The organism is Variovorax sp. SG517, assembly GCF_013376045.1.
In the GTDB taxonomy this organism is placed as follows: domain Bacteria; phylum Pseudomonadota; class Gammaproteobacteria; order Burkholderiales; family Burkholderiaceae_C; genus Variovorax.
Map to the genome: position 1 here is coordinate 360,991 of NZ_JABMJG010000005.1, position 16,592 is coordinate 377,582.

Sequence of the window (16,592 nt, forward strand, 5' to 3'; positions counted from 1 at the left end):
CGCGGCTCAGCCCGAAACGGCTTCGCTGGCGCGATGCTGCATGCCGCGCCGGCTGCGCTTGACCGCATACATGGCCTCGTCGGCCTGGCGCAGCGCCTGCGCGGCGGTGGTGGCGCGCGGGTCGACCGCCACCACGCCGACGCTGGCGCCGGCGTAGGCCAGCGTGGTGCCCTTCAGGCGCAGCTCGCCGGCGGTGCATTCGCTCAGCCGGTCGGCGAGCGCCCGCGCCGCGGCGGTCGTCGCCCCGCCGATCGCGGGGCCGGCGCCTATCACCACGAACTCGTCGCCGCCGCTGCGCGCCAGCAGTTCGCCGGCACGCAGCGAGGCCGACATCCGCCCGGCCATGGCCACGAGGAACTCGTCGCCCACGTCGTGGCCGTGCGTGTCGTTGATCTTCTTGAAGCCGTCCATGTCGATGAAGCCCACCAGCACGCTGCGCTCGTCGCGCTGGGTCTGCGCGAGCAGCCGGCGCAGGCCGTCGATGAGCGAGCGGCGGTTGGGCAGGCCGGTGAGCGCGTCGGTGGCGGCGAGGGTGACCAGCTCCGCATGGGCCTTCTCGAGCTTGCGGTAGAGCAGCTCGCGCTCGACCTGCTGGCCGATCAGCCGCGCGAACAGCTGCAGCACAGGCTCGGCGTGCGGCGCCAGCGGATGCTGCTCGGCGCTGGCGGCGCAGAGGGTGCCGAACAGGCCGCCGCTCTCGGTCTTGACCGGCGTGCTCACGTAGGTCTGGATGCCGAGTTCCCGCGCGGCGCCGGAGTCGCCCCAGCAGCTCGCGACGTCGCCGGTGTAGGTGCGGCCTTCTTCCATGGCGCGCTTGCACAGGGTGTCGGACCAGGGCACCGTGAGGCCCTCGGGAATGCTCAGCTGCCGCACGTTGCGCGAGAAGAGGATGTGCTGCTGCCCCTTGTCGAGGTCGATGGTGGTGAGGTAGGTCGATTCCAGTCCGGTCACCGCCTCGAGCATCTCGAGCATCGGGCGGGTCAGGTCCTCCAGCGTCCTGGCCGAAGCCACCGAGCCGGAGAGTTGTTCGATCAGGGATTCCATGCCCGCCATTCTGACGGCGAACATGACTTTGGGCACTTACGGGGTGGTTCGGCCGGCCCATAGCATCCGGCCATGACAGCGACCGACAGGACCTCATCTCCGATTCCCGAGGCGGCGCAGGATCCCGCGAGGCCGCGCGCCATCCTGGTCGTGGACGATCACGACCTCGTGAGGATGGGCGTGTGCGCGCTGCTGCAGGCCAACGTGTCGGCGACGCCCATCGAGGTGCTCGAGGCCGGCGATCTCGCGCAGGCGCTGGCCGTCTACGAGGACAACCAGGACGCGATCGAGCTGGTGCTGCTGGACCTCGCGCTGCCCGACACGCAGGGCCTGAGCGGCCTGATGGAATTCCGCTCGCGCCATCCCGCCGCGCGCATCGTGGTGCTTTCAGGTACAGGCACCACTTCGCTCGCGCAGGACACGCTGGCGCAGGGCGCGATGACGCTGGGCGCCTTCGCCTTCCTGCCGAAGTCCGCGACGCTCAGGGAGGTCGTGAGCTTCATCCGCGCCTGCGGGCTGCTGGGCGGCGACGCCGTGAACTACCCGGCCTTTCCCGCGCCGGCGGCCGTGGACGTCGCTCAGCCCTCGTCCAGCAATGCCCGCCACAAGCTGACGAAGCGGCAGCTGCAGGTGCTCAACTGGCTGCTGGAAGGAAAGAGCAACAACGAGATCGCGCTGCTCGCCGAGATCAGCGAGGGCACGGTGAAGAACTACGTCGCCGGCATCCTGCTGCAGTTCGGGATGCGCTCGCGCGCGCAGCTGATCAGCAGCCTGCGCTGAGGCCCGCCGCGGCGGGCGAGAAAACGGGGCTCGCGCAAGACCCCGCAGGGAGACAGAGGCAATGAACGACCAGACCCCCGGGCGCCTGCCCGTCGACGCCACGCTCGAGATGCGCGTGCTGCGCGAGCACGTGGCCTCCGTGTACGCGGGCAACACCACGGCCATTGCCGCGCACATGGGCTTCGCGATCGTGATCGGCTGCTTCGGCTACTTCTACGTGAACCCGGACTTCAGGCTGCTGATCGTCGCGCTGATCACGGTGATCGTGCTGGTGGACCTCTACGCGATGATCACGCCGCGCTGGACGCCGGCGGTGCCGCTGTCCGAGACGCCCTATTGGGAGCGGAAGTACACCCGCATCGTCACCGTCATCAGCACCGTCACCGCGCCCAGCAGCCTTTTCCTGGTCAGCATCCAGGAGCCGATGCTGACCACGCTCGTGACGGTGGTGATCATGGGCAGCTGGACCCGCGCCGTGCAGGCCCGCTGGCCGCTGAAAAGGGCGATGTTCGGCTACGGCATCCCGATGATGAGCGGGCTGATCGTCTCGCTGGCCTGGTACGGCGGCGCGCTCAACTGGTTCCTGGCCGGCTTCGCCTTCGTCAACCTGGTGCTGACGCTGAGCGAGGGCGTCAAGCAGAACAAGCGGCTCACGGCATCGCTGATCCTGCAGTTCGAGAACGAGGCCCTCGCGGCCCAGCTGCGCGAGCAGATCGCCGCCACCGAGCGCGCGAGCGCCGAGAAGACCCACTTCCTGGCTGCGGCCAGCCACGACCTGCGCCAGCCGATGCATGCCATCGCGCTCTTCGGCGCCGCTTTGGGCAACACGCTGCGCCATCGCCCCGAGGTCAGGAACGTCGAGCGGCTGATGCGCGCGGTCGACGCGCTCGGCGCCTCGCTGGACACCATGCTCGACATCTCGCGTCTCGACGCGGGCGTGGTCCAGCCCATGCCGCACGCGCTGGAACTCGACGAGCTGTTCCTGCCGCTGCACAACACCTTCTCGGTACTGGCCGAGCGCAAGAGGCTGCAGCTGCGCGTGCGCGCCAGCGGCCTGTGGGTGCGCAGCGATCCGCAGCTGCTGTACCGCATGCTCTCCAACCTCGTCGACAACGCCCTGAAGTACACGCGCCACGGCGGCGTGACGGTGGTCGCGCGCAGGCGCGGCGAGCAGGTGTGGATCGAAGTGCGCGATACCGGCATCGGCATCGCGCCGGAACAGGCGGACCGGATCTTCGAGGAGTTCTACCAGGTGAACAACCCGGGGCGCGACCGCTCGCGCGGCCTGGGCATTGGCCTGTCGATCGTGCGGCGCCTCGGCCGCCTGCTCGGCCATGCGGTCGAGCTGCGCTCGCGCCCCGGACGCGGCACGCGCTTTCGCCTCGCCGTGCCGCTGGCCGAGCCCACCGATGCGTCGCAGGACAGCCTTCCGCTGCAGGAACTCGAATCGCCCGTGCGCCACTTCTTCCAGGTGCCGGAGCTCGGCGGGCGCGTGCTGCTGATCGACGACGAGGAAGACATCCGCGAAGCGATGACCGAGCTCATGCGCGCCTACGGCATCGAGGTGGTGGCCGTGGCCGGCGAGGCCGAGGCCGTGGAGGTGCTGATGCAGCCGGACGCGGAACTGAACCCCGTGGCATTGCTGATGTGCGACTACCGCCTGGGCGAAGGTGCCGAGGGACTGCAGGTCGGGCTGCGGCTGCGCGAGCGCTTCCGGCTCGACGCGCCGATGCTGCTGATCACCGGCGAGACCGCGCCCGAGCGCCTGCAGCGCGTGCGCGAGTGGGGCGTGCCGGTGCTCTTCAAGCCGGTCAGCGCGGCCACGCTGATGCAGGCCATCGTCGAGCTCATGCAGGTCGAGGCGCACGCCGAGGGCGCCTGAGTTCGCCACAAGGCCGCCGCACCGGCACTGACATTCCTGGTCGCGCCGCGCGCGGGCGTGACAGCGAATGTCAGGCCAATACGTGCATTTCCGACGCAATGAATGCGATTGCATTCACCGGTGCGGGCAATGGCACGCCGTGCGCCGGCACAGTCGGATGGGCATGTGGTTTGCTGAATCATCTGTTTACAGATTTTGGCGAGCATGCATTCGTTGGACGATGACAAGAACGGCCTCTCCCTGGATCGCCGTGTTTTCCTTCTGGGTACCGCAAGCGCCCTGGCCCTTGGAACGACGGCTTGCGGAGGCGGCGGAGGCGGTGGCGGTGGCGGTGGCGGCGGCATCTCCCTTCCGCTGACGGGCGCCGGCGCGCAGACGACGACTGCCCCCACCGGTGCCACCGGCACCGGCACCGCCCCGACCACCGGCCCCGCGTCGCAGCCCCCCGCCACACAGGCCCGCAAGTTCGTCCACCCCGGCCTGCTGCACACCGAGGCCGACTTCGAGCGCATGCGCCAGAAGGTCGCGGCGCAGGCGCAGCCCTGGCTCGACGGCTGGAACGCACTGACCTCCAGCGGCCGCTCGCAGCTCGGCATGGCGCCGCGCCCGCTGGCCACGGTGATCCGCGGCGGCGACGGCCAGAACTTCGCGCAGATGTACATCGACATCTCGCGCGCCTACCAGCTCGCATTGCGCTGGAAGGTCTCGCAGGACAGGCGCTATGCCGACCTCGCCGTGGAGTTCCTGAACGCATGGTCGTCCACGCTGACGCTGGTCACCGGCAACTCCGACCGCTTCCTGGCCGCCGGCATCTACGGCTACCAGTTCGCCAACGCGGGCGAGATCATGCGCAGCTACGAGGGCTGGGCCGCGAGCGACTTCGCGCGCTTCCAGAACATGATGCTCACGCTGTTCTACCCGCTCAACCACAGCTTCCTGATCAACCACAACGGCTCCGAGATCACCAACTACTGGGCCAACTGGGACCTGTGCAACATCGCCTCGATGCTGGCCATCGGCGTGCTGTGCGACCGCACGGACATCTACGACGAGGCGATGAGCTACTTCAAGGCCGGCCAGGGCAACGGCGCGGGCCTGCAGGCGGTCTACCAGGTGCATCCGGGCTACCTCGGCCAATGGCAGGAAAGCGGCCGCGACCAGGGCCACTGCACGCTGGGCATCGGCCTGGCGGCCGCGTTCCACGAGATGGCGTGGAACCAGGGCGACGACACCTACGGCTACGAGAACAACCGCTTCCTCGCGGGCGCGGAGTACGTGGCCAAGTCGAACCTCGTCGACAGCAGCACCGGCACCTTCTACACCGTGCCTTTCTTCACCAACATCAACAGGCAGGGCACGCAGTCGGTGCTGTCGACCGGCGGGCAGGGCCACCGGCGCCCCGTCTGGGAGAGCGTCTACAACCACTACGCGAACCGCCTGGGCGTCGCCGCGCCCTACACCTTGAAGCAGGCGATACAGATGCGCCCCGAGTCCGACGGCGGCAATGGCGACCAGCTGGGCTTCGGCACGCTGACCTTCACGCGCGATCCGTTCTCGGCGCGGGGCAAGCCGAGCGGGCTCACGGCGCACGTGCGCGGCACGCAGGTGGTGCTGTCGTGGTGGGGCTGCCCCGATGCGCAGAGCTACACCGTCAGGCGCGCGAGCACCGCGGGAGGGCCCTACACCGACCTGGCGCCGGGCATCAGCGACACGCTCACCTTCACCGACAGCAGCGTCGCGGCCGGAGAGGTCTGGTACTACGTGGTCGTCGCGGTGAGCGCGTCGGGCGAGAGCGCCGCGTCCAACGAGGAAAGGGCGGCGATCAAGGCCGAGCTGCTGATGCAGCTGAAGTTCGACGAGCCCGGCGGTACGCAGGCCATCGACGCAACCGGCCGGTTCGCCGCGAGCGGGCTGCAAGGCGGCGCGACCCTGGTCGCCGGACACGAAGGCAACGCGGTCGCTCTCGACGGCACCACCGGCCACGTCGCGCTGCCCGCGGGCGCGGTGAAGAGCCTTGGCGACTTCAGCATCTCCACCTGGCTGCGCGTCGACACCCTCGCGGCCTGGTCGCGCGTCTTCGACTTCGGCTCGGGCGCACGCCGCTACATGATGCTGACCGTGCGCAACGACGGCGGCGTGCCGCGTTTCGCGATCGCCACCGAGCACGGCTACAACGAGCAGCGGATCGACGGCTCGGCGCCGCTGCCGGCCGGCCGCTGGGTGCATGTCGCGGTGACCGTGTCCGGCTCGCTCGGCACGCTGTACGTCGACGGCGTCGAGGCCGGCTCCAACACGCAGATGAGCCTCGCGCCCTTCGACCTGGGCGAGACGACGCAGAACTGGCTGGGGCGCTCGCAGTATTCCGGCGACCCCCGCCTGAAGGGGCGCATCGACGACTTCCGCATCTACGGCGGCGCGCTGGACAGCGCGGAGGTTGCGGCGCTGGCGCAGTAGGCGCTGCCGGCGCGCATCGCCTCAGCTGCTGTGCCGCACCACCAGCTCGAAGCCCAGGTCCACGGTGCGCTCGGCCACCGTCTCGCCGCGCATCAGCGCCAGCAGCATGGAGGCCGCGCGTTCGCCGATCTCGCGGCGCGGCGTGCGCACGGTGGTCAGCGGCGGCAGCATCTGGTCGCTGCCGCCCAGATCGTTGAAGCCGGCGATCGCCACGCGCTGCGGCACTGAAACTCCGGTGCGCAGCGCGGCCATCAGCGCGCCCTGGGCGAGGTCGTCGTTGCAGTAGAAGATGGCGTCCACGTCGGGGTGGCGCGCGAGCAGGTCCTCGAACTGGCGGCCGCCCAGCGCCATGGAGGTCGGGCCCGGCACCAGCAGCTCGAGCGCCGGGTCGTGGCAGCCGGCCGCGCGCAGCGCATCGCGATAGCCTTCCAGGCGCATCATCACGCGCGGATCGAGCTGGCCGGCCGCATAGGCGATGCGCCGGCGGCCGCCTTGCAGCAGGTGCTGCACGATGGCGCGGCCCGCGTCGCGCTGCGAGAAGCCCACGCTGTGCACGCCCTCATCGGCCGAGGTTTCCATCAGGTACACGCAGGGCGCGCTGCTGCGCTCGAGCATCTGCACGGCCGCGGCGCTTCGGTCGAAGCCCGTCAGCAGCACGCCCGCCGGGCGCTGCGAGAGGTAGCTGCGCAGCAGCGCCTCTTCCTGCTTCGGGTCGTAGTGCGTCACGCCGATGAGCGACTGGAAGCCGTGCGGCGACAGCGCGTCCTGCACCGCCTCGAGCAGCTCCACGAAGAGCTGGTTGGTCAGCGAGGGAATCAGCACCGCCACGTGCGAGCTGCGAGCCGAGGCCAGCGCGCGCGCCGCCACGTTGGGCACGTAGCCCAGCTGGTCCGCCGCCGCCTGCACGCGGACCTGCAGCTCGGGCGCCACGTTGCGCGCGCCGCGCAGCGCCCGCGACACCGTGATCGGGCTCACGCCGCAGGCGCGAGCCACGTCGTCGAGGGTGACGTGGCTGGAAGAGCGGGAGCGCGGGCGTTCAGGGGCGTCGGCCATGTTCGGTCGTTTCTCAGGGTTAATACCAATCCAGCTTTGGATAGCGCTGTCCTAGGATAGCGCTATCCCAGCCCGTGCCCGATTCGGAAAAACCCGAGCGCGCACCGGAGCTGGCTTTTTTTGAATTGTGCGGGACAGCGCTATCCAGACTGCCGTCCCACCCGCCGGGTTACCTTCGCGCCTTGCAGGCGAGGCCCGGATCCAGGAGACAACCCATGTTCGGAATGAGCCAAGAGATCTTCCTGCTCGTCGACGCCCTCGTGGCGATCCTCGGGCTGATCCTTCTGATCACGCGCTGGCGCGTGCACCCCTTCATCGCGCTGACGCTGGCCGCCGGCTTCCTGGGCCTGACCTCGGGTATGCCGGTGGACAAGGTGATGAAGTCCTTCCAGGACGGCTTCGGCGGCGTGCTGGGCTTCGTGGGCATCGTGCTCGGCCTGGGCACCATGCTCGGCAAGATGATGGCCGAGTCGGGCGGCGCCGACCGCATCGCGCGCACGCTGATCGACGCCTTCGGCCGCGAGCGCGTGCACTGGGCGATGATGTTCGCGGCCTTCCTGGTGGGCATCCCGCTGTTCTTCGAGATCGGCTTCGTGCTGCTGATCCCGCTGGTGTTCATCGTGGCGCGGCGCACCGGCGTGTCGCTCATCCGCATCGGCATTCCGCTGCTGGCGGGCCTGTCGGTGGTGCACGGCCTGGTGCCGCCGCATCCGGGGCCGCTGCTGGCCATCGGCGTGTTCGGCGCCGACATCGGCAAGACCATCTTCTACGGCCTGATCGTCGGCCTGCCCACCGCGATGATCGCGGGCCCGATCTTCGGCAAGTTCATCTCGAAGTACGTGCCCGGCGAGGCGTCGCCCGAGCTGATGGAACAGCTGGCGCGCGAACCCGAGGCGCGCGAGCTGCCCGGCTTCGGCATCACGCTCGTCACCGTGCTGCTGCCGGTGGCGCTGATGCTGCTGAAGACCTTCGCCGACGTGGCGCTGGACGAGAAGAACATCGTGCGCCAGTGGATGGACTTCATCGGCCACCCCATTACCGCGCTGCTGGCGGCGCTGCTGCTGTCGCTCTACACCTTCGGCACCGCGCGCGGCTTCACGGCCAAGCAGATCATGAAGTTCGTCGACGACAGCCTCGCGCCCACCGCGGCCATCGTGCTGATCATCGGCGCGGGCGGCGGCTTCAAGCAGATGCTGGTGGCCAGCGGCGTGGGCAACGCGATCGGGCAGATGGCGCTGCATGCGCAGGTCTCGCCGATCCTGCTGGCCTGGCTGGTGGCGGGGCTGATCCGCATCGCCACCGGCTCGGCCACCGTCGCGACCATCACCGGCGCTGGCATCGTCGCGCCGCTGGCGACCATGGTGCCGGGCGTGAACCGCGAGCTGCTGGTGCTGGCCACCGGCGCGGGTTCGCTGATCCTCTCGCACGTCAACGACGCGGGCTTCTGGCTGGTGAAGCAATACTTCAACATGAGCGTGGCCGAGACCTTCAAGACCTGGACCGTGATGGAAACGCTGATCTCGGTCGTGGCGATCGTCTTCATCATGCTGCTGAGCATGGTCGTCTGAGGAGAAAAGCATGGGTCGCATCGTCATCGGCGTCGACATCGGAACCACCAGCACCAAGGCCGTGGCCTTCACGCCCGCCGGGCGCGTGCTGGCGCACGACGCGACCGAATACCCGCTGCTGCAGCCCGAGGCCGGGGCCGCCGAGCAGGACCCGCAGCAGATCTTCGAGGCCGTGCTCTCGGCCATCGCCAGCTGCGTGAAGCAGGCCAAGGCCGCGCCCGCCGACGTGCTCGCCGTGTCCTTCAGCGCGGCGATGCACAGCCTGATCCTGGTCGACGACGCGGGCGTGCCGCTCACGAACAGCATCACCTGGGCCGACCACCGCGCCTCGGCCTGGGCCGTGCGCATCCGCGACGAGTGGGACGGCCTCGCGATCTACCGCCGCACGGGCACGCCCATCCATCCGATGTCGCCGCTGGCCAAGCTGGTGTGGCTGCGCCACGAGCGCCCCGAGCTCTTCTCGCGCGCCGCGCGCTTCGTCGGCATCAAGGAGTACGTGTTCTTCCGGCTCTTCGGGCAGTGGCAGGTCGACCATTCGATCGCCTCGGCCACGGGGCTCTTCGACATCGGCCGGCTCGACTGGGACGAAGGGGCGCTCGCGCTCGCGGGCGTGCGCGCCGACCAGCTCTCGCAGCCGGTGCCGACCACCTGGCACGTCGAGGGCCTCGCGCCCGACGTGGCCGCGCGGCTGGGCCTGTCGCGCGACACGCCCTTCGTCATCGGCGCCAACGACGGCGTGCTCTCCAACCTCGGCGTGAACGCGGTGGCGCCCGGCGAGGTGGCCGTGACCATCGGCACCAGCGGCGCGATGCGCACCGTGGTCGACCATCCCATGACCGACCCCGAGGGCCGCACCTTCTGCTATGCGCTCGCCGAGCGGCGCTGGGTGGTGGGCGGCCCCGTGAACAACGGCGGCATCATCCTGCGCTGGGTGCGCGACGAGTTCGCGTCGGCCGAGGCCGAGACCGCCAAGCGCCTTGGCATCGACACCTACGAGGTGCTCACGCGCATCGCCGAGCGCGTCTCGGCCGGCTCCGAAGGGCTGGTGTTCCATCCCTTCCTCACCGGCGAGCGCGCGCCCTACTGGAACGCCGACCTGCGCGGCTCCTTCTTCGGGCTGGGCATCCACCACCGCAAGGAGCACATGATCCGCGCGGTGCTCGAGGGCGTGATCTTCAACCTGCACAGCATCCTGCCGGCGGTCGAATCCATCGCCGGGCGCAGCGCCCGCATCAAGGCCACCGGCGGCTTCGCGCGCTCGGGCATGTGGCGCCAGATGATGGCCGACGTGTTCGACCGCGAGGTGGTCGTGCCCGAGAGCTTCGAGAGCTCCTGCCTCGGCGCCGCGGCGCTCGGCCTGTACGCACTGGGCCACGTCGATTCGCTCGACGCGGTCGCGGGCATGGTCGGCGCCACCCATCGCCACACGCCCAACGCCAAGAACGCCGCGCTCTACCGGCAGCTGCTGCCGGTGTATCTGTCGCTCCCGCGCAAGCTCGGCGAGGAGTACAGGCTGCTCGCCGCGTTCCAGCAGCAGACGGTGGTGCCGGCGCCGGCGCGGCGAAGCTGACGACTTCCGGGTCGTCGTTGTCCATCGGAGATTTGCTGGAGGAACCCTGGTCTTGCTCAACACGATGACATCGGCCCTTGCCACCCAGGCCCATGCGAGGGCCCTGCTGCCCGCGGCGCCGGCGCGGCGGCATGTTTCGCGCGGCATGGACACGCTCGCATGGCGTGCACCGGCAGCTCCGGCACAGGCCCGCGGCGAGGCGAGCGAGCTTTCCGCCACGGTCCGATGCGAGGCCGCCGCCGCGCCTTCGGCCCAGGCGGGCGCGGCACGCTGCCTGCACGATCACGAACTGCACCTGATAGGCGCCGTGCCCGCGCGCCTTCGCATCGGCATCGGCGCCGACGAGGAGACGCACAGCTTCGCCCCCGGCACCGTCGTGCTGCTGGGCCCGCGGCTGCCGCGCAGCCTCGCGTTCGAGCATCGCGCGCTGCCGGGCGGCAGTGGCAGTGGTGGCAGCGGTGGCATTGGCTCGGGCGGACTGGTGCTGCGCTTCAGCGACGAGCCGCTCAAGCGCGGCATGGCGCTCTTTCCTGAACTCGCCGACGCGGGGCCGCTGCTGGCCCGCGCGCGGCTGGGCGTGCAGTTCGTCGGCCTGGAGGCGGGCACGCTCGCGCGCCTGCGCCGCATCGAGACGCTGCAGGGGCTCGCGCGCTTCTCCGAATTCACCGCGCTGCTGAACGAGCTGGCGCAGTGGGGCGACTATCGCGTGCTCTCCGGCGTGGCGCTGGCCGGCGAGGGCCTGGGCGAAGACATGCAGGCGCTGCGCATCCACAAGGCGCTCGACCACATCCGCGAGAACTACGCCGAGGCGCTGTCTCTGGCCGAGGTGGGCGCGCTCGTGGGCATGCGCGAGAACGCGTTCTCGCGCAGCTTCCGCCGCGCCACGGGGCAGACCTTCACCGACTTCGTGATCGGCCTGCGCGTGGCCAAGGCCTGCCGGCTGCTGGCCTCCACGCGCCAGCACGTGAGCAGCATCTGCTACGAGGTGGGCTTCAACAACATCTCGAACTTCAACCGGCACTTCCGGCGGATCGAGGGGATGACGCCGGGCGAGTTCCGCGCCCGGAGGCACGGGAACAGCGCCTGATCAGGCCAGCCCGCCCTGGCACACGTACTTGATGTGCATGTAGTCCTCCAGCCCATGGACCGAGCCCTCGCGGCCGTAGCCCGACTCCTTCACGCCGCCGAAGGGCGCCGCCTCGGCCGCCAGGGCGCCTTCGTTGATGCCGACGATGCCCGACTCCAGCGCATCGGCCACGCGCCAGATGCGCTTCACGTCCGTCGAATAGAAGTACGCCGCGAGCCCGAAGGGCGTCTCGTTGGCCGCGGCGATCACCTCGGCCTCGTTCTCGAAGCGCGTGACCGGCACCACGGGACCGAAGGTCTCCTCGCAGCTGCACTCCATCGCCGAGTCGGCATTCACCAGCACCGTGGGCGCGTAGTAGTTGGGGCCGTCGCAGCGCGCGTCGCGCAGCCGCTTGCCGCCGACCACCACGCGGGCGCCGCGGGAGACGGCGTCGCGCACGTGGCGCTCGATCTTGTCGACCGCGCGCGCGTTGATCATCGGCCCGATCTGCGAGGACTCGTCGCTGGCCGGCCCCACGCGCAGCGCGCCGACCCGCGCGGCCAGCTTGTCGACGAAGGCATCGTGCACGCGTGACTGCACGAACACGCGGTTCGGGCACACGCAGGTCTGGCCGCCGTTGCGGAACTTGGCCGCCATCAGGCCTTCCACGGCCGCGTCGATGTCGGCGTCGTCGAACACGATGAAGGGCGCGTTGCCGCCGAGCTCCAGCGAGAGCTTCTTCAGCGTGTCGGCCGAGCGGCGCGCGAGGTGCTTGCCCACGGGCGTGGAGCCGGTGAAGGTGATCTTGCGCACGCGCGGGTCGTCGAGCCATGCGTCGACCACCTCGGGCGTGCGTTCGCGCGAGGCGGTCACGATGTTGAGCACGCCCGGCGGCACGCCGGCGTCCTGCGCCAGCTTCACCAGCGCGAGCGAGGTCAGCGGCGTGTCCTCGGCCGGCTTGCACACCACCGTGCAGCCGGCGGCCAGCGCCGGCGCGATCTTGCGCGCGATCATCGCGGCCGGGAAGTTCCACGGCGTGATCGCGGCGACCACGCCCACGGGCTCGCGCAGCGCGAGCATGCGCCGGCCGGTCACCGGCGCGGGAATGATCTCGCCGTTGGCGCGCGTGGCTTCCTCGGCGAACCATTCGATGTAGCTGGCCGCGTAGGCGACCTCGCCGCGGCCCTCGGCCAGCGGCTTGCCCTGCTCGCGCGAGATGAGTCGGCCCAGGTCTTCCTGGTGCGCCATCACGAGGTCGTTCCAGCGCTTGATGATCTGCGCGCGCTGCTTGGCCGGCACGGCGCGCCATGCGGGAAAGGCGGCGTGCGCCGCGTCGGTGGCGGCACGTGCGTCGGCGGCGGTGCCGTCCGGCACGCTCGCGAAGACGGCGTCGGTCGCAGGGTCTCTGACGTCGAGGCGGCGCGCATCGCCGGCTTCGCGCCATTCGGCGCCGATGAGATGCCGCCCGGGCATCAGGTCCTGGTGTTGCAGTTCGAGTGTCATGGTCTGGGGATCCTTCTTCAGTTCATGGCGCGGTTCATGGCGCCGAGACGCGCTCGGCGATGGCGATGCCCACCTCGGTGGTGTTCGCCGAGCCGCCGAGGTCGCGCGTGCGCGGACCTTCGCGCAGCACCGCCTCTATCGCGCCCAGGATGGCGTCGTGCGCCGCGCGGCCGGCGCCCTGGCCCTGCGTCAGGAAATCCAGCATCAGCGCGCCCGACCAGATCATCGCGATGGGATTGGCGATGTTCTGGCCGTAGATGTCGGGCGCCGAGCCGTGCACCGGCTCGAAAAGCGAGGGGAACCGGCGTTCCGGGTTCAGGTTGGCCGAGGGCGCGAGGCCGATGGTGCCGGTGGTCGCGGGCCCGAGGTCGGAGAGGATGTCGCCGAACAGGTTGCTCGCCACCACCACGTCGAAGCGCGTGGGCTGCAGCACGAAGCGCGCCGACAGGATGTCGATGTGCTGCTTGTCCGCCGTCACTTCGGGGTAGTCGAGGCCAATCGCGTCGGCGCGCGCGTCCCACCAGGGCATGCTGATCGCGATGCCGTTGCTCTTGGTGGCCACCGTCAGGTGCCTGCGCTTGCGCGCGCGGGCGGCCTCGTAGGCGAAGCGCAGCACGCGGTCGGTGCCGTGGCGCGAGAACACCGACTCCTGGATCACGATCTCGCGCTCGGTGCCCGCGTACATCACGCCGCCGAGCGAGGTGTATTCGCCCTCGGTGTTCTCGCGCACCACGAGGTAGTCGATGTCGCCGGGCTTGCGGCCGGCCAGCGGGCAGGGCACGCCCTCGAACAGGCGCACCGGCCGCAGGTTGATGTACTGGTCGAACTCGCGGCGGAACTTCAGCAGAGAACCCCACAGCGACACGTGGTCGGGCACGGTGGCCGGCCAGCCGACGGCGCCGAAGTACAGCGCGTCGACGCCCTTGAGCTGCTCCTTCCAGTCGTCCGGCATCATCTGGCCGTGCGCCGCGTAGTAGTCGGCGCTGGCCCAGTCGAAGACGCGGCAGTCGAGCTCGAAGCCGAAGCGTGCCGCGGCGGCCTGCACCACGCGCAGGCCCTCGGGCATCACTTCCTTGCCGATGCCGTCGCCGGGAATCACGGCGATGCGGAATGTGGGTGTCATCTCGGTCTTTCTCATGATGCGATGGCGGCGGCAGCCGCTCTGTCCACGTCGTCGAGCCAGCCCTGGCGCAGCTCGGGCACCGAGCGCGCGAGCAGCTCGTAGTAGGGGTGGTGCGGGCCGCGGTCGTAGTCGGCGCGCGCCACCTGCGCGAGCTTGCGGCCGTGCTGCATCACCACGATCTCATCGCACACCGCGCGCACCGTGTGCAGGTCGTGGCTGATGAAGAGGTACGACACGCCCAGCTCGCGTCGCAGCTCCGCCATCAGGTCGAGCACCGCGGCGCCCACCACGGTGTCGAGCGCGGAGGTCACCTCGTCGCACAGGATCAGGTCGGGTTCGGCCGCGAGCGCGCGCGCGAGGTTCACGCGCTGCTTCTGCCCGCCCGAGAGGCCGCCCGGCAGGCGCCCGGCCACGGTCTGCGGCAGCTTCACCAGGTCGAGCAGCTCGCGGATGCGCCGCCGCAGCGGCTCGCCGCGCAGGCCCTTGTAGAACTCCAGCGGCCGCGCCAGGATGCGCTCGATGGTCTGCGAGGGGTTCAGCGCCGTGTCGGCCATCTGGAACACGATCTGGATGCGCCGCAGCTCGTCGCGCTCGCGCTGCTGCAGCGTCGGCTTCAGTTCGCGGCCGTGGAACAGCACGCTGCCGCTGCTGGGCTTCAGCAGCCCCGCCACCGCACGTGCCAGCGTGGTCTTGCCCGAGCCCGATTCGCCGATCACGCCGATGGCCTGGCCGCGATACAGCTTCAGGTCGATGTCCTGCAGGATCGGCTTGGCGGGCCGTCCCTGCGCATCCACCGGGCCGTAGCCGGCCGACAGCTGGCGCACCTCGAGCAGCAGCTCGCGGCCGTCGTCCGGCGCGGCGCCCGATGCGCGCGGCGCCGGCCGCGCGGCGGCCAGCAGGCTCTTCGTGTAGTCGTCGGCCGGCGCGGCGAGGATCCGGCCGGTCGCGTTCATCTCGCGCATGCCGCCGTTGCGCAGCACCAGGATGTGGTCGGCCATCTGCGCCACCACAGCGAGGTCGTGGCTCACGTACACCGCGGTGGCGCGGCGCTCGCGCACCACGCGTCGGAAGGCGCGCAGCACCTCGATCTGCGTGGTCACGTCGAGCGCGGTGGTCGGCTCGTCGAGGATCACCAGGTCGGGGTCGGCGATCAGCGCCATCGCCGCCATCAGCCGCTGCAGCTGTCCGCCCGAGACCTGGTGCGGATAGCGCGAGCCGATGCCTTCGGGATCGGGCAGCGCGAGCTCGCGGAAGAGCTGCACCGCCTTCGCCTCGGCCTCGGCGCGCCTGCACAGGCCGTGGATCACGGTCGGCTCCACCACCTGGTCCATGATCGTGCGCGAGGGGTTGAAGGAGGCCGCCGCGCTCTGCGCGATGTAGGCGACGGTGCGCCCGCGCAGCGCGCGCTGCGCACGGGCATCGAGCGCCAGCACGTCCGTGTCGCCGATGCGCACCCGGCCGGCCGAGATGCTGCAGCCGTGGCGCGCATGGCCCATCAGCGCGAGCGCGGTGGTGGTCTTGCCCGAGCCCGACTCGCCGATCAGCGCCAGCACCTCGCCGGGCTGCACCGAGAAGCTCAGGTTGTCGACCAGCGTAGTGGGGCCGGCGCAGATGCTCAGGCCTTCGACGGTGAGTGGTGCGCCCATCAGCGTGCTCCTCGTTCGCGCGCGGCACGGCCGGGCAGGTTGTCGATCACCAGGTTGACCGAGATGGTGAGGCTCGCGATGGCCAGCGCCGGCACGATCACCGAGGCGCCGCCCATGGCCAGCGCGCCGATGTTCTCGCGCACCAGCGATCCCCAGTCGGCGGCAGGCGGCTGGATGCCCAGGCCCAGGAAGCTCAGGCTCGCCAGCAGCAGCACGATGTAGACGAATCGCAGCCCCAGGTCGGCCAGCATCGGGCCGACGATGTTGGGCAGGATCTCGCGCAGCATGATGTAGAGCGTGCCTTCGCCGCGCGTGCGCGCTACCGTCACGTAGTCGAGCGCGTTGATGTTTACGGCCAGCGAGCGCGCGATGCGGAAGGCGCCCGGCACGTAGATGATGGCCGCCGTGACCACCAGCATCGGCACCGAGGAGCCGAAGCCCGCCACCATGATGAGCGCGAACATCTTGCTCGGGATGGCCGTCAGCGTGTCGAGGCAGCGGCTGAGCGTCGCGTCGGTCCAGCGGCCGCTGGCGGCGGCCAGCAGTGCCAGCGTGGTGCCGGTGCCGCTGGCCAGCAGCGTCGCCAGCAGCGCCACGCCGACGGTGTAGCGCGCGCCTTCGATCACCAGCGCCAGCATGTCGCGGCCCAGGTAGTCGGTGCCCAGCCAGTGCGCCGCGCTGATCGGCGCGAAGACGTTCGAGGTGCCGGCGCCCGCCGAGCTGTGCGACAGCAGCCAGGGGCCCAACGCCGCCGCGAGCAGCCAGAAGAGCAGCACCGCGAGGCCGAGCAGTCCGGTGAAGCCGAAGCCCGCGAGCCAGCGAAGCGGGCTGCGGCGGGGCGCGGGCGGCAGCGCGGGGGCGGCCGTGTTCAGGGCGGGGGAGGAAGTGGACGATTCCATGATG

The 16,592-nt window shown here is 70.4% G+C and carries 12 protein-coding genes; 6 read left to right on the forward strand and 6 right to left on the reverse strand.

Annotation, left to right across the window (positions count from 1 at the left end):
• Positions 1-6: 6 nt before the first annotated feature.
• Entirely contained in the window at positions 7-1,044 is a 1,038-nt protein-coding gene (locus FHT32_RS17560) for a sensor domain-containing diguanylate cyclase (RefSeq protein ID WP_176665886.1), read from the reverse strand.
• Positions 1,045-1,116: 72 nt separating this feature from the next.
• Here FHT32_RS17560 and FHT32_RS17565 point away from each other — a divergent pair, with 72 nt between their 5' ends.
• The 3 genes from FHT32_RS17565 (at position 1,117) to FHT32_RS17575 (ending at position 6,160) form a co-directional block, all read left to right on the forward strand.
• The gene (locus tag FHT32_RS17565) at positions 1,117-1,824 is read left to right on the forward strand and encodes a response regulator transcription factor (protein WP_176665887.1); all 708 of its coding nucleotides are present in this window, start codon (positions 1,117-1,119) and stop codon (positions 1,822-1,824) included.
• Positions 1,825-1,885: 61 nt separating this feature from the next.
• Positions 1,886-3,706, forward strand: coding sequence for a hybrid sensor histidine kinase/response regulator (locus FHT32_RS17570; protein ID WP_176665888.1), 1,821 nt, complete (start codon positions 1,886-1,888; stop codon positions 3,704-3,706).
• 204 nt (positions 3,707-3,910) lie between these two features.
• Positions 3,911-6,160 carry a LamG-like jellyroll fold domain-containing protein gene (locus FHT32_RS17575; protein WP_176665889.1) on the forward strand — a complete coding sequence of 750 codons (2,250 nt, stop codon included), beginning with the start codon at positions 3,911-3,913 and terminating at the stop codon, positions 6,158-6,160.
• 21 nt (positions 6,161-6,181) lie between these two features.
• Here FHT32_RS17575 and FHT32_RS17580 read toward each other — a convergent pair whose 3' ends face one another.
• Positions 6,182-7,213 carry a LacI family DNA-binding transcriptional regulator gene (locus FHT32_RS17580; RefSeq protein WP_176665890.1) on the reverse strand — a complete coding sequence of 344 codons (1,032 nt, stop codon included), beginning with the start codon at positions 7,211-7,213 and terminating at the stop codon, positions 6,182-6,184.
• Positions 7,214-7,428: 215 nt separating this feature from the next.
• On the opposite strand from FHT32_RS17580, the gene FHT32_RS17585 reads away from it, so the two are divergent.
• From FHT32_RS17585 to FHT32_RS17595, 3 genes are all read left to right on the forward strand, one after another.
• Positions 7,429-8,781: a GntP family permease gene (locus tag FHT32_RS17585; protein ID WP_176665891.1), complete on the forward strand. Its 1,353-nt coding sequence runs from the start codon at positions 7,429-7,431 to the stop codon at positions 8,779-8,781.
• A gap of 10 nt (positions 8,782-8,791) precedes the next feature.
• Positions 8,792-10,351 (forward strand): gluconokinase, encoded by a 1,560-nt coding sequence (gene gntK / locus FHT32_RS17590; RefSeq protein ID WP_176665892.1) that lies wholly within the window; start codon positions 8,792-8,794, stop codon positions 10,349-10,351.
• Between the two features lie 64 nt (positions 10,352-10,415).
• The gene (locus FHT32_RS17595) at positions 10,416-11,438 is read left to right on the forward strand and encodes an AraC family transcriptional regulator (protein ID WP_256099035.1); all 1,023 of its coding nucleotides are present in this window, start codon (positions 10,416-10,418) and stop codon (positions 11,436-11,438) included.
• Here the strand turns inward: FHT32_RS17595 and FHT32_RS17600 are convergent, their stop codons facing one another.
• The 4 genes from FHT32_RS17600 to FHT32_RS17615 are packed head-to-tail and all read right to left on the reverse strand — an operon-like array spanning position 11,439 to position 16,588.
• Entirely contained in the window at positions 11,439-12,920 is a 1,482-nt protein-coding gene (locus FHT32_RS17600; protein ID WP_176665893.1) for an NAD-dependent succinate-semialdehyde dehydrogenase, read from the reverse strand.
• Positions 12,921-12,954: 34 nt separating this feature from the next.
• Positions 12,955-14,043, reverse strand: a complete 1,089-nt coding sequence (locus FHT32_RS17605) for a tartrate dehydrogenase (RefSeq protein WP_176665894.1) — start codon at positions 14,041-14,043, stop codon at positions 12,955-12,957.
• Between the two features lie 11 nt (positions 14,044-14,054).
• A complete protein-coding gene (locus FHT32_RS17610; RefSeq protein ID WP_176665895.1) occupies positions 14,055-15,689 on the reverse strand; it encodes an ABC transporter ATP-binding protein in 1,635 nt (544 codons plus the stop codon).
• Positions 15,689-16,588, reverse strand: a complete 900-nt coding sequence (locus FHT32_RS17615; protein ID WP_176665896.1) for an ABC transporter permease — start codon at positions 16,586-16,588, stop codon at positions 15,689-15,691. Before FHT32_RS17615 ends, FHT32_RS17610 begins: the two co-directional genes overlap by 1 nt.
• Positions 16,589-16,592 lie beyond the last annotated feature (4 nt).